Origin of the sequence: Cupriavidus sp. DL-D2 (genome assembly GCF_039710735.1) — a bacterium.
Taxonomy (GTDB): domain Bacteria; phylum Pseudomonadota; class Gammaproteobacteria; order Burkholderiales; family Burkholderiaceae; genus Cupriavidus.
Genome location: NZ_JBDKXK010000035.1, coordinates 19,986 through 33,960 on the forward strand (window position 1 = coordinate 19,986; position 13,975 = coordinate 33,960).

The 13,975-nt window shown below is 62.3% G+C and carries 10 protein-coding genes; 3 read left to right on the plus strand and 7 right to left on the minus strand.

All coding sequences use genetic code 11. From position 1 onward, the window contains the following. Positions 1–56 precede the first annotated feature (56 nt). Positions 57–380 (minus strand): hypothetical protein, encoded by a 324-nt coding sequence (locus ABDB81_RS18960; protein WP_137924576.1) that lies wholly within the window; start codon positions 378–380, stop codon positions 57–59. 153 nt (positions 381–533) lie between these two features. Next, the gene (locus ABDB81_RS18965; RefSeq protein WP_137924558.1) at positions 534–824 is read right to left on the minus strand and encodes a transposase; all 291 of its coding nucleotides are present in this window, start codon (positions 822–824) and stop codon (positions 534–536) included. An 829-nt stretch (positions 825–1,653) separates the two neighbouring features. On the opposite strand from ABDB81_RS18965, the gene ABDB81_RS18970 reads away from it, so the two are divergent. The 3 genes from ABDB81_RS18970 (at position 1,654) to ABDB81_RS18980 (ending at position 5,058) form a co-directional block, all read left to right on the plus strand. Beyond that, positions 1,654–2,607 carry a LysR family transcriptional regulator gene (locus tag ABDB81_RS18970; RefSeq protein WP_346812911.1) on the plus strand — a complete coding sequence of 318 codons (954 nt, stop codon included), beginning with the start codon at positions 1,654–1,656 and terminating at the stop codon, positions 2,605–2,607. Between the two features lie 307 nt (positions 2,608–2,914). Beyond that, entirely contained in the window at positions 2,915–3,577 is a 663-nt protein-coding gene (locus ABDB81_RS18975; RefSeq protein ID WP_137924560.1) for a response regulator, read from the plus strand. A gap of 134 nt (positions 3,578–3,711) precedes the next feature. Further along, positions 3,712–5,058 carry a cobyrinate a,c-diamide synthase gene (locus ABDB81_RS18980; protein ID WP_346812912.1) on the plus strand — a complete coding sequence of 449 codons (1,347 nt, stop codon included), beginning with the start codon at positions 3,712–3,714 and terminating at the stop codon, positions 5,056–5,058. Positions 5,059–5,088: 30 nt separating this feature from the next. Here the strand turns inward: ABDB81_RS18980 and ABDB81_RS18985 are convergent, their stop codons facing one another. From ABDB81_RS18985 to ABDB81_RS19005, 5 genes are all read right to left on the minus strand, one after another. Beyond that, positions 5,089–5,547, minus strand: coding sequence for a MarR family transcriptional regulator (locus ABDB81_RS18985; RefSeq protein ID WP_137924562.1), 459 nt, complete (start codon positions 5,545–5,547; stop codon positions 5,089–5,091). A gap of 52 nt (positions 5,548–5,599) precedes the next feature. Continuing rightward, the gene (locus ABDB81_RS18990) at positions 5,600–7,123 is read right to left on the minus strand and encodes an MFS transporter (protein ID WP_137924577.1); all 1,524 of its coding nucleotides are present in this window, start codon (positions 7,121–7,123) and stop codon (positions 5,600–5,602) included. 218 nt (positions 7,124–7,341) lie between these two features. Next, positions 7,342–8,826, minus strand: a complete 1,485-nt coding sequence (locus tag ABDB81_RS18995; protein ID WP_346812913.1) for an AdeC/AdeK/OprM family multidrug efflux complex outer membrane factor — start codon at positions 8,824–8,826, stop codon at positions 7,342–7,344. Next, positions 8,823–11,969 (minus strand): efflux RND transporter permease subunit, encoded by a 3,147-nt coding sequence (locus ABDB81_RS19000; RefSeq protein WP_137924564.1) that lies wholly within the window; start codon positions 11,967–11,969, stop codon positions 8,823–8,825. Before ABDB81_RS19000 ends, ABDB81_RS18995 begins: the two co-directional genes overlap by 4 nt. A 26-nt stretch (positions 11,970–11,995) precedes the next feature. Next, positions 11,996–13,180 carry an efflux RND transporter periplasmic adaptor subunit gene (locus tag ABDB81_RS19005; RefSeq protein ID WP_137924565.1) on the minus strand — a complete coding sequence of 395 codons (1,185 nt, stop codon included), beginning with the start codon at positions 13,178–13,180 and terminating at the stop codon, positions 11,996–11,998. Positions 13,181–13,975 lie beyond the last annotated feature (795 nt).

A 13,975-nucleotide genomic window follows, 5' to 3' on the forward strand; every position in this document is an offset into this window, starting at 1 on the left:
CTACTATCGAACTCGCACCTGCTTGCCAACGCTTGCCTGCCGCCCCGTGCCAGAACCTACTTGCGCGCCTGCGCGCACTCCTGCCGATAGGCTTCCTCCAGCCGCTTGCGGTCGGGTGCGCGCTCCAGCGTGGAGTAGGTGCGTCCGTCGGCCGTGGTCACACTGGACTGTCCTTGTGACCATTGAGGTCCTGCGGGCAACGCGTTGATCTTGTCGAGCAACTGGCGGCAGTGCTCACGCTGGGAGGTCGAGAGCGTAGCGCCGGAATCGCCCACCGTGGAGGTGGCGGGATCGAGCTCAAGCATGCGCGGCGGCGCGGGCGCTACCATTGGCTCAGGCAGCTTGCCTTGCGCCATCACGTCGACAGGGGCACCGGACATACCGACACATCCCACTGCAGCCAGGGCCACCAAAAACTTTCTCACTGAAAACACTCCACAAATGCGTGGCGATGCCTGCATCGCCACGTAACGACAATCCGGCGGCCATGAACGGAGGATGTCTGACACGACAGAGATCGCGTCATGCGCGCATCAATGGTCGGACTTGCCATGACCACGGCGGCCGGTACGGTTGCGCAGCAGCTCGAGCCGCAGTAGCGCGTCCGCAAGCATACTCTTGAGCCGGACGTTTTCTTCCTCGAGCTGGCGCATCCGGCGCAGATCCACGGCTTCGACCTGGCGCGCGCCACCATATCGCGCACGCCAGCCGTAGAACGAGGCATCGCTGAATCCATAGCGCGCACAAAGCTCGCGTACCGGGACGCCACTCGCGGCCTCGGCCAGGTACATGCGAATCTGCTCTTCCGAATAGCGCCTGTTCACCAATGCCTCCGCTCTGCGGTCAGCTCGCACGCGAGCCGATCAGCCTGCCGGCCTGTCCCGTCATCTGCCCGTAAGGTAGCCCACTGCCTGCGCAAACGGAATTCAGTGTCTTCGCGACCCGAGTTAAGCAATTTGGAAGCTTCGGCTCAGTCAATCAGGCGCCGGTCAACGTCCTCATGCCTTGCCACGCGTGCCATGAGGCGGCACCAAATTTCGTGTTTCCAATTTGGAAATTTGCGAAGGCAAAGCAAGCGATTCAAACTTCAGCGGGGCCCTGACGTATCGCCCTGCGGAACAACGCAAACATGGCTGCGCACCGCTGCAAGGGCCAGCCAGCGCGGTTCGCGCGTTTGTATGCTTGTTCAAACAAAGCATCTGCACAAGGTCGGCAGGATTGCCGTATCGAACACCTTTTCTGGCGATTTGCTAAATGTTGTATTAAGATTTCCTCGCAACAACTAAATTTCAAACACCTGCAAAGACGCCTCCCGGCGTTACCAGACAGGTGTCCGGCGGCACTCACCGGCAACGGTGATGACACAGCGAGCCACCGGGTCCGGGCCTGAGGAAGAGGAGCCACTGCCGTAGCACACTCGCGATCGACACAACTGTCGAAGCGATGCGGTGACCGAGGTTGTACGAGAGTGCAACCGACCGGTTGGCAATGCCCGGGCGTATCCAGGATGTCCCCCGCCCTTTTGCAGTTCGAGCTGTTCTGGTCTTCCGTGCTGTCGTGTCTTTTCTTGCGCAGCATCGGCGTTGTTCTCAGGCAGTTGCAGTGCTTCGTCACAAGAAAAAAAATTGAAGTACCGGATCGGGAGAAGTCAGTATGCGCCACGTCAGCACCAAGTTATTGCATGTGTTCGTCCTGCTCATGGAATACCGCGATCTCAGCGCGGTAGCCGCCTGCACTCAGGGGCGGATTCCCACCGTGGCCTATAGCCTCGCCCGGCTGCGCGAAATCACGGGCGATGCATTGTTCGTCAAGCGTAACGGCACGCTGGAGCCCACGCCTCACGCCATGCGGCTCGAACAGACAGCGCGCCAGATCCTCGCCAAATGGACCCAGCTCGTCCAGGCCAATGACCACACCGCGATTGGCGCTGCCCATGGACGACGACTTTCCATCGGCTTTTCGTCCTCGATTGGCGACCCCGTGATCACCGAAATTCTCACGACGTTATGCGAACGCTTTCCGCATGACAGCTTTGTGACGCGGCCCGTGATCGCCGATGCGTCGCTAGGTGACACGCTCGACGCCGGCGAGCTCGACTGCGCGTTCGTAGTCGATGGTGCGCACGTTCCTGACAGCGTGATCCCGCATAGCATCCTGGCCACGCCGCGCCGGCTGGTCAGCGCCAACCGTCATGGCACGAACGACGAGGCCGAAAGCGACTGGATTCTCTTGCAGGAGGATTGCGAGAGCAGCAGCCCGCTGCACGCATTCCTGGCACGCCGGGCCAACACGCCCGGCCATCGTGAGACCGTGGTGCCCTCATGGCATTCGCAGATCACGCTGTTGCACGCCGCGGGCGGCATCTGCCCGATCCTGGATTTCAACGTGCCGCTGGTGACCCGTGATCGCAAGACACGGCTGCTGGCACCGCCGGCCAGCTTCCCCGCCTGGGCCGCGCTGCATTTCTGGACGCCTCAGCACGGCGCAGACCGCACGGCACTGCGCGACATCATGGAGGTAGGTGCCTCGGTACTGCGCGATCCGCTCAAGGCCATCGACGGACGCCGCCACGCCAGCCCACCGGCCCGGCCGCTCGCAGTGGCCTGATACGCCTCCGCATCCCCACTGCCAAACGGCCCCGCGATGTCGCCATCGCGGGGCCGTTTCACATTCCTCTGCGATTGCGCACACGAATTCCCCGCATTTTGCGAATCGTCTTACTTCGTTGAGCGCCTCACCGCATTACTCTCATCGTGCATCGCGATAGCGCCGGCTCGCCTCCCCGTTTGATCCGGCCTTGTCGCGAGCACGCAGTAGCTGCGTGTTTGCGCCGCGCGTCAATCCGCGTGCGGCGCCTTTTTCCCCCAATGCGAAACCCATGGCAAATGCCATGTGAACAGGACAGGAGCGATGGATGACGTTGAGGATACTGCTCGCCGATGACCACCCCGTCGTCATGGCGTCTGTCAGAGCCAAGGTGCAGGCGGTGGTCGGGTGGGATGTGTGCGGCGAAGTGGTCAGCGCCACAGAGCTATTGCAGCAGGTCGGACTGCTTCGGCCGGATATCGTTGTCACGGACTACCACATGCCGGGTCCGGCCGAGCTCGATGGCGTGCGGCTGATTTCTGCGCTGCGCCGGCGGTATCCCGATACCTCGGTGGTGGTCTTCACGATGATCACCAACCCGCTGGTGCTGCGGACAATCCTCGATGCCCGCGTGCAGGGACTGCTGCTCAAGGACTGCTCGCTGGACGAAATCCACACGGCAATCAATCGTGCGCAGCGAGGTTTCACCTACATCGGCAAGTCGGCATTGCGCGTGCTCGCGCCGGTGGATCTACGCAGCGTATTGCCCTGCGGTCGCGACGGCATCCAGAGGCTGTCTGCGCGCGAGATGGAAGTGCTGCGGCTCTACCTGACCGGACGGACCGTGACCGAGATCGGCGCCACGCTCTGCCGCAGCGTCAAGACCATCAGCCGCCAGAAGAACTGCGCCCTGCAGAAACTGGGCGTGACAAACGACCGCGAACTTTTCGAATGCGCCGCCCTTTACGGCCTGGTGCTTCCCGTCAACTGAATGCCATGCAAGCCGCTCGCTATAATCGCTCCACCCGTCGGCCCGACCACCGACCCAGCCGAAACACGCCCACAGGCCGGGCCCTCGATCCCTGCCTGCAGGCCAGCCTTCCATCTGCCAGCCTTCAAGCGCCCATGTCATCTCCATCCACCGCGCCCCTCGCCGGCAACCCGCTCGCGGTGCCCGCCCTGCTCGTCGCCGCACCGGCGTCGGGACAGGGCAAGACTACCGTCACTGCCGCGCTCGCACGACTGCATGCGCGCCAGGGACGCCGCGTGCGCATCTTCAAGACCGGCCCCGATTTCCTCGATCCCACCTTGCTGGCGGCCGCCAGTGGCGCGCCGGTACACAGCATCGATCTCTGGATGACGGGCGAAGCCGACGCGCGGGCGCGACTGGCTGAAGCGGCTCGCGATGCAGACCTTATCCTTGTGGAAGGGGTCATGGGACTGCACGACGGTACGCCAAGCAGCGCCGATGTGGCGCGACTGTTCGGCCTGCCCGTTCTGGCTGTGATTCAGGCCGGCGCGATGGCACAGACCTTCGGCGCGATTGCGCACGGACTGGCGAACTATGGCGAATCGTTCTGCGCCATGCAGGTGCTTGCCAACGGCGTCGGTACGGAGCGTCATGCCTTGATGCTGGAGGAAAGCCTCCGCGGCAGAATGAAATGGGCCGGTGCGTTGGCCCGCCATGTCGAAGCCAGTCTGCCGGAGCGGCATCTTGGACTGTTCAGCGCCGACGAACTGCCCGACCTCATGACGCGGCTGGACCATCTGGCCGATGCATTGGCCACGCTGCCGGTGGCCGAGCTGCCACTGGCGGTGCCTTTCCGCCATGCGCCGATGGCGGCAGTGCCACCATTGTTGGCCGGAAAACGTGTTGCCATTGCACGCGACGATGCGTTCCGCTTCATCTATCCCGCCAATGTCGATACGCTGCTCGCGCTCGGTGCCGATCTCGTGTGGTTCTCCCCATTGCATGACGCCGCGCTCCCGCCGTGCGATGCCGTATGGCTGCCCGGCGGCTATCCAGAATTGCATGGCGCCGCGCTCGCCAGCAATTTGTCCATGCTGCAGGCACTGCGCGGTGCGCACGCCTCCGGCCTGCCGATGCTCGCAGAGTGCGGCGGCATGATGGCGCTGTTCGAAACGCTTGTGGATCGGGATGGAGCACCGCACGCGATGGCCGGTCTGCTACCGGGCACGGTGACGATGCAACGCAAGCTGGCAGCGATCGGCCACCAGATGGCCTTGCTGCCGTGGACTGGCCTACCGCCGGAAAGCAACGAAATACGTGGGCACACCTTCCACTACTCGACCACGGAATCGACACTGGCACCCGCGATATCGGCGACATCGCCGCGACCAGGCGGGAAAGGTGAGGCGGTGTACCGGGCAGGAAGCCTGACGGCTTCCTATGTCCACTTCTATTTCCCGTCGAATCCGGCGGCAATCGCCGCGCTGCTGCTCGGGACTTAGCGGAGGGCCAATCGAAGGATCAAACGCACTTCAGGCGGCGTCGCGTTCGGCGGTGGTGGCCACTGCATCGGCGATGCCGGCCTCAAGCTGGCCGAGGCCCTTCGACAGGTTGTGCATCGTCGTCTCGGACACGTTCGCGAGCACTTCCTGCAGGAATTCGGAGCGGCGTGGCATGGCCTGGTCGACAACTTCCCGGCCAGCCGCGGTCAGCGTGACGTTGGTCATCCGGTTGTCGCGCTCGCTCGTCGTACGCTCGATCCAGCCGAGTTCCTGCAGTGCCTTGAGCTGGCGCGTCAACGCGCCCGGGTCCATCCCCACGCGATCGGCAAGTGGCTTTTGCGCGATGGGGCCTTCGTGGCCATACAGCGCAGACAGAATGCGCCAACGCGGCAAGGGATGCCCGATGCGTTGTTCGAACGCCGAGGCGTAGGCCCGGTATGTGCGTCCGAACTGTTGCAATACGGCCAGGCTTTGTCGCTCCAGTTCCAAAGTCGAATCTCCAGTTGGCGGGGAAGTCGTGTACGGGAAATCGTGGACGTCGTCAGTCCGCAGCCATCGCGGGTTCCTGCGCCCGCTCCAGCTTGATCGGCGGCACACGGCGCGTGCGCCAGATACCGATCAGCGCCGCTATGGCCGCCAGCAACAGACCCAGGTGAATCGCATTGACCAGCGACAGCCGCGCCTGCTCCAGCAGCAAGGCTCCATTGTGCCCTGCCTGTTGCAGGTTGGTCAGCAATTCCGTCTGCGCCGCCTTGTCGATCAGTATCTGCGGATCGGTCATTCGCGCCGCGTAGCTGGATGCATCGGCCGAAGCCAGCGCAGTGGTTACGCCTGACATATAGCTGCGCGTGACCAGCGTGCCAACGAGTGCAGTCCCTACCATCCCGCCGACCATACGCAGCGATTGCAGCATCGCCGTGGCAATACCGAGGTTCGCGCGCCCTGCAGCCTGCTGTGCGAAGACGGTCAGGTTCGGCAGCACAAAACCCAGGCCAAGTCCCGCGCACAACATGATTGCCAACAGCACGTTGTGATGCATGCTTCGCGTGGCTTGGGACAATCCGAGCAACGCCAGCGCCAACATGGCGAATCCCGCATACAGCATGCTATTCGGTTGCGGAATGCGGGTAATAATGCGGCCATTCACGATGCTGCCGATGGTAATGCAGACCACCAGTGGTGTGACGAGCAGCCCCGCTTCCTTCGGGGAATAGCCAAAGCCGCCTTGGAACAGCAGCGGCGCGTAAAGCAGCAGCGCAAACATCGCGAATCCGCCCAGCACGCCGAGCACGAACAGCGGCGCCAATCCGGGATTGCGGAACATCTCGAGCGGCAAGATCGGGAATTCACAGCGGCGCGACCACTGCCATAGCGCCACGAATGCGGCAATCGACAAGGCCATCAAGCCAAGCGCCACCACTGCACCGCGCTCGGGCAACCATTCCACGGACAGTTGCAGGCTACCCAGCCCCACGGCGATCAACAGCGCGCCGAGCCAGTCGATGCGCACCGGCCCCGTGTTCGATTGCTGGCGTAAATGCGGCACATAGCGCCACGCGAAGACCAGCCCGATCAACCCGACCGGGACGTTGATGAAGAACGTGGCACGCCAGCCGAACCATTCGGTCAGGATGCCGCCCAGTGATGGACCCATTGCATTGGCCAACCCGAACGCCGTGCTCATCATGATCTGCCACCGCAGCCTGACATGCGGGTCAGGGAACAGATCCGGAATACAGGCGAACGCCGTGCCTACCAGCATCCCGCCGCCGATGCCCTGCAGGGCTCGCGCCGCGACCAGGAACGGCATGCTGGTTGCCATCCCGCACAACACGGAGGCCACGAGAAACACCACGATCGATGCGAGCACGAACGGCTTGCGGCCATGGAAATCACCCAGCCGCCCGAAGATCGGCACCGTGATGACGGATGTCAGGAAGTAGGCGGTGGCGACCCACGCGTAGTATTCGAATCCCTGCAGTTCGGCCACCACTGTGGGCAGCGCCGTACTGATGACGGTCTGGTCCAAAGCCACCAGCATCACCACGAACGCGATGCCCAGCATCGCCAACAGCGATTCCCGGAACGGCAACACTTGCCCCGTATCCTGCACCTTCGGCTCATCGCCCTGCGCCGGACGTGTATCCACAGCCATATCTATTGCCCGATCAATTATTGTGCGATCAATGATTACGGAATTATAGGGCGAGCGCCGTCCATCTGCCGGAGAAAAAAGAGGCAGCCTGAGCTGCCTCTTCGAGGTCTACTTTGTGCCGCGTGGATCTACGACGCGGACTTGCCGGCCTGCGACGTGCTGCCCGTCGTCGTGCCAGCATCTGGTGCGGGAGCACCCGTGACTTCGTTCAGTCCGCCGCCCAGTGCCTTGTACAGGTTGACCTCGCTGGTCAACTGGTTCAGGCGGGCATCGATCAGCGCCTGCTGCGCGGTGAACAGTTGCCGCTGCGCATCAAGCAAGGTCAGGTAGCTGTCCACACCCGTGCGGTAGCGGCCTTCGGCCAGCTGGAAATAATCCCGGCTGGCTTCCACGAGCCGCAGTTGCGCATCGAGCTGATCGGTAAACGTGCCGCGCGCGGCCAATCCATCGGACACTTCACGGAACGCCGACTGCACGGTCTTCTCGTACGTGGCAATGTTGATGTCCTTCTGGATCTTTGCGTAGTCCAGGCTCGCGCGCAGGCTGCCGGCCGTGAAAATCGGCACCGTAATCTGCGGCGAGAACAGCCACGTACCTGATCCGGCATCGAACAAGCCGGACAACTGGCGACTACCCGTACCGCCCGAGGCAGTCAGCGCAATGCGCGGGAAGAACGCCGCACGTGCGGCGCCAATATCGGCGTTGGCCGACTTCAGGCGGTGCTCGGCCGACAGGATGTCCGGACGATTCTGCAGCAAATCCGACGGCACACCAGCCGGTACATCGGCCACAAGCTTCTGATCCAGCCCCAGTCCTTCGGGCAGATCCATCGGCATGCTCGCACCGAGCAGCAGCGTCAGCGCATTCGCGTCCTGGGCCACCAGGCGCGTATAGCGTGCCAGCGAAGCACGCGCGTTCTCCACCTGCGTCTGCGACTGGCGCAGGTCCAGCCGCGATGCGATGCCTTCCTCGAAGCTGCGCTTCGTCAGGTTGTACGTGCGCTCATAGGTGCCCAATGTCTCGCGCGTTACCTTCAGGTTCGCCTCGTCGGCGCGCATCGTCAGGTAAGCGTTGGCCACGCTGGCCACCAGCGAAATCTGCGTGCTGCGGCGCGCTTCCTCGCTCGCAAAATACTGCTCCAGCGCCGCTTCGCTCAGACTGCGCAGACGGCCGAACAGATCGATCTCCCACGCGGTGGTGCCCAACGACACACCGTACTGGCTGCTGATGACACGCTGGCCCGTCGATGACAGGTCAGCCGGCACGCGCTGCCGCGTGCCCTGTCCCGTGGCACCCACTTCCGGGAACAGGTCAGCACGCTGGATACGGTACTGCGCGCGATAGGCGTCGACATTCAACGCTGCCACGCGCAGGTCACGATTGTTCTGCAGCGCCACCTCGATCAGCCGCTTCAGACGCGGATCGGCAAAGTAGTCGCGCCAACCGAGTTCGACTGCGGGCGGCGTCTGCGCGCCAGCTGCGGCGGCGCCTTTGTACGCGTCGCCCTGCGGATAGGCAGCATCCACCGGTGCCGCCGGCTTCTCATAGGTCGGAATCAGGCTGCAGCCGGCCATCGCCGCTGCCGCGGCCAGATAAATTAGCGTTCTTTTCATGCCTTGGCTCCCGTTTCCAGGGAGGACGATCCGGATTTGCCGCGTCGCTCCTTGAGCGCATTGACGACGACGAAGAACAGCGGGACCCAGAAGATAGCCAGGACGGTGGCCGTGATCATGCCGCCGATCACGCCCGTGCCGATCGCGTGCTGGCTGCCCGAACCTGCACCTTGCGACACGGCCAGCGGGAACACACCCAGCACAAAGGCCAGTGACGTCATGATGATGGGCCGCAAGCGCATGCGGCACGCTTCCACGGCCGCTTCGACCAGGCCCTTCCCTTCGTCATGCAGATCCTTGGCGAACTCCACGATCAGAATCGCGTTCTTCGCCGATAGCCCGATAGTGGTCAGCAGACCCACCTGGAAGAACACGTCGTTCGACAGTCCGCGACCCAGCGTAGCCAGCAATGCGCCAATCACGCCCAGCGGCACCACCAGCATCACCGAGAACGGAATCGCCCAGCTTTCATACAGCGCGGCCAGACACAGGAACACCACGAGCAGCGACAGTGCGTAAAGCGCTGGCGCCTGCGAGCCCGACAACCGTTCTTCATACGACAGACCGGTCCACGAATACGAGATCCCTTGCGGCATCTGCTTCATGATGGCCTCGACCGCCGCCATGGCATCGCCCGAGCTCTTGCCCGCCGCCGGTTCGCCCAGAATTTCCACTGCGGGCACACCGTTGTAACGCTGCAGCTTGGGAGAACCATAGCCCCATTTGCCCGTGGCGAACGCCGAGAACGGCACCATCGCGCCATCCGCATTGCGCACGAACCACTTGTTCAAGTCGTCCGGATTCATCCGCGCATTGGGCTGGCCCTGCAGATACACGCGCTTCACCCGACCCCGGTCGATGAAGTCGTTCACGTAGCTGGAACCCCACGCAATCGACACCGTGCTGTTGATGTCTGACAGCGAGACCCCCTGCGCACGCGCACGTTCGTCGTCGATCTCGAGCAAATACTGTGGCTCGTCGTTCAGACCGTTCGGACGTACGCGTTGCAACGCCGGATCCTTGGCGGCGAGGGCCAGGAACTTGTTGCGCGCCTCCATCAGCGCCTCGTGGCCCAGACCCGCCTGATCCTGCATGTAGAAGTCAAAGCCCGTGGCGTTACCGAGTTCCTGCACCGCCGGCGGTGCAAACGCAAAGGCCAGTGCATCGCGGAACGTGCTGAACTTGGCCTGCGCACGCTTGGTCAGGTCGAATACGCTGGTGGCGTCACCCTCCCGCTCCTTGAACGGCTTCAGCAGGATGAACGCCAGACCCGAGCTCTGGCCCCGGCCGGCAAAGTTGAAGCCGTTGACCGTGAACAGTGATTCGACGATCTTGCCTTCGTCGTTCAGCAGGTAGTTACGCATCTGATCGAGCACCGCCTGCGTTCGTTCAGCCGACGAACCCGGCGGCGTCTGCACCTGGGCATAGAGCACGCCCTGGTCTTCTTCCGGCAGGAACGACGTCGGAATCTTCGTGAACAGGAAGCCCATGACCAGCACGATGCCCACGTAGATCAAGAGGAACGGCGCGCGGCGCTTGAGGATGCCCACAACGCTACGTTCGTACTTTTGCGTCGTACGAATAAAGCCGCGATTGAACCAGCCGAAGAATCCCTGCTTGTGCTCGCCGTGGTCGCCCTTCTCGATCGGCTTCAGCATTGTCGCGCACAGTGCCGGTGTCAGTACCAGCGCCACAAGCACGGACAGCGCCATGGCCGAGACGATCGTGATCGAGAACTGTCGATAGATCACGCCCGTGGATCCGCCGAAGAATGCCATCGGCAAGAACACTGCGGACAGCACCAGCGCAATACCCACCAGCGCACCCTGGATCTGGCCCATCGACTTGCGTGCCGCTTCCTTGGGCCCGAGCCCCTCCTCGGACATCACCCGCTCGACGTTCTCCACCACCACGATGGCATCGTCCACCAGCAGGCCAATCGCCAACACCATCCCGAACATCGTCAGGGTGTTAATCGAGTAGCCGAACGCAGCCAACACGCCAAACGTGCCCAGCAGCACCACCGGCACGGCGATCGTCGGGATCAGCGTGGCACGGAAGTTCTGCAGGAACAGATACATCACCAGGAACACCAGCACGATCGCTTCGAGCAGTGTCTTCACCACCTCGTGGATCGAATCCGCAATCACCGGCGTGGTGTCGTACGGGAACACCACCTTGATCCCCGGCGGGAACGACGGCTCCAGCTGGTTCAACGTGTTGCGGATGTTCTTGACGGTATCCAGTGCGTTGGCGCCAGCCGCCAGGCGGATGGCGATACCCGATGCCGGACGCCCGTTGTACTGGGCGTTGATCGAGTAGTCCTGCCCACCCAGGCCCACTTCGGCCACATCCTTCAGGCGAACCTGAGAGCCGTCGGCGTTAACCTTCAGCAAGATGTTGCCGAACTGCTCGGCAGTCTGCAGACGCGTCTTGCCGATCACCGAGGCATTGAGCTGCTGGCCGGACACGGCAGGCAGTCCACCCAGTTGGCCTGAGGCCACCTGTACGTTCTGCGCCTTGATGGCAGTGCTGACGTCGAGCGGGGCCAGCTGGAAGCTGTTCAGCTTGGCCGGATCGAGCCAGATCCGCATCGCGTACTGCGAACCGAAGACCTGGAAGTCACCCACACCCGCGGTACGCGAGATCGGGTCCTGCAGGTTCGAGACAATGTAGTTCGAGAGGTCTTCGCGCGAGGTCTTTGGATCAGTCGAGATCAACCCGACGATGATCAGGAAGTTTCGCACCGACTTCACCACGCGGATACCCTGCTGCTGTACTTCCTGCGGAAGCAGCGGCTGGGCCAGGGCCAGCTTGTTCTGGACTTGTACCTGCGCGATATCAGGGTTGGTGCCCTGCTCGAACGTGGCCGTGATCGTCATGCTGCCGTCGGAGTTGGACTCCGACGAGATGTAGCGCAGACGGTCCAGGCCGTTCAGTTGCTGCTCGATCACCTGCACCACGGTGTCCTGCACCGTCTGCGCGGAGGCACCCGGGTAGTTCACGGAGATGGCGATCGTGGGCGGCGCGATAGCGGGATATTGCGTGACCGGCAGCGAGCGTATCGACAACACGCCAGCCAGCATGATCACGAGCGCAATCACCCACGCAAAGATCGGCCGCTCGATAAAGAAATTGGACATGGAAAATCCTTATGCGACAGTCCGGATCAGGACTTGGCGGCGGGCGCGGATGCTGCGGGTGCAGATGCGGCGGCTGCAGGAGTCGAAGCGGCAGGCACCGCGCCGGCTTGTGCTGGCGTTGCCTCCGTGGCGTTGACCTTCGCGCCCGGACGGACGAACTGCAGCCCTTCCACGATCACGCGATCCCCTGCCTTCAGCCCCTCGGTAATCAGCCAGCTCGTACCGATCGTACGGGTGGTCTTGAGCACGCGCAGTTCCACTTCATTGTTGCCATTCACCACGAGCGCGGTTGCTTGACCCTTCAGGTCACGCGTCACGCCACGTTGCGGCGCAAGAATCGCGGATTGCCGTACACCTTCGGCCAGACGGGCATGCACGAACATGCCAGGCAGCAGTTCGAAGCGCGGATTCGGGAATACGGCACGTACCGTCACCGAACCGGTGCCCTGATCAACTGCCACTTCCGTGAATTCCAGACGTCCTTGCTCCGGATAGGTGCTGCCGTCTTCCAACTGCAGCGATACCTTCGCGGCATTCGCGCCAGCGTTCTGCAACTGACCATTCGCCAGTTCCTTGCGCAGACGCAGGATGGATGCGGAAGGCTGCGTCACGTCCACATAGATTGGATCCAGCTGCTGAATGGTGGTGAGTGCGTTGGCCTGACCATTGGTTACCAGCGCACCCTCCGTGACCAGCGAACGGCTGATACGGCCCGAGATTGGGGACAGCACCTTGGTATACCGCAGGTTGATGTGAGCCTGATCTACAGCAGCCTTGGCTTGCAGGAACGAGGCTTGCGCTTCCGCTGCTTGCTGCTTGCTGACGGCCTCATCGCCCACGAGCTTGCCATAGCGCTGCGCCAGCAGCCGCGAGGATTCCAATGTGGCCTCGGCGCTTTTCGCCGTAGCCTCGTATGTGGACGGGTCGATCTGATACAACTGCTGACCTTGCTTGACGTCGCTACCTTCGACGAAAAGCCGCTTCTGGATGATGCCGTTGACCTGCGGACGCACTTCGGCAATCCGATATGCCAGGGTCCGGCCAGGCAGCGATGTATCGAGCGTAACGGTCTCGTCCTTCAGCGTGACGACTTTCACTTCAGGCACCTGGGCCGCCGGGGCCTTGTTCTCTTTCCCGCACGCGACCAACATCGTGACGGCAAGAGCCAGCATGCCTGGAATCAAAGCACGCTTGGCGCGCATTGCTTGCATAGCGATTTCCTCGAGGATGAAACGGAAAGTTCTTCTTTGGACCTGGCCAAAGCCAGGAGGCGCCACGGCGCGCGTGGACGCAATTGGCGTGCCTGCACCAGGCACGAGTTCGGATTCGTGATCAGCGGATTGTCGCCATGAGCCCCTGCTTTCGCCAGCGTGCTGGCCTGGAGGAAAAACACACACCGGACACGCCGCGCGCGCGTCCGGCACAGGACTGCCGGCTTGGGCGGCCCTGCTCCCCGTATTCTCAAAAGATACTGCTCAATTCTCGACGGTTGTCATGACCGTTGTTCGCGGCCCGTGTCCCATCTGTCGGAGACATCGCATCGTCGGATGCTAACCATAGACTGTTTCGCAAAGTTCTGCTGACGGCGCGACGACAAAGACGTGCGATTCAGAAGATTCCCACGAATACCCGCAAGTCTGAACGCCAACCTCCTCCGGGTTCGGCCTTCTTCCCTGCGGCACTGCAGCATTTGAGTACCATGCCCTGGGTCAGTTCCATAAGCATGCTTCCAATAGGATGACATCCTACCAGTTCGTAGATGAATCAGGATGACAGAAAATAGGACGTAATGAAGTGAAATACTTCATTCGAGGCAGTTAAGGGGCCGTTGACAGAGGATGCCGCCAGTTGGCATTCCGCACTGCAGTGCGCGAAACAGAGTGTTGCGCGTGCAGGACAGTATCGAGGGATTTGAAGTCTACGGATTTGAAGCTGGTCTGGCTTTGCAGAACTGGATGTAGAACCTGGAGCCCAAAGACAAAACCCCTCGCAGCGTTAGCTGTCGA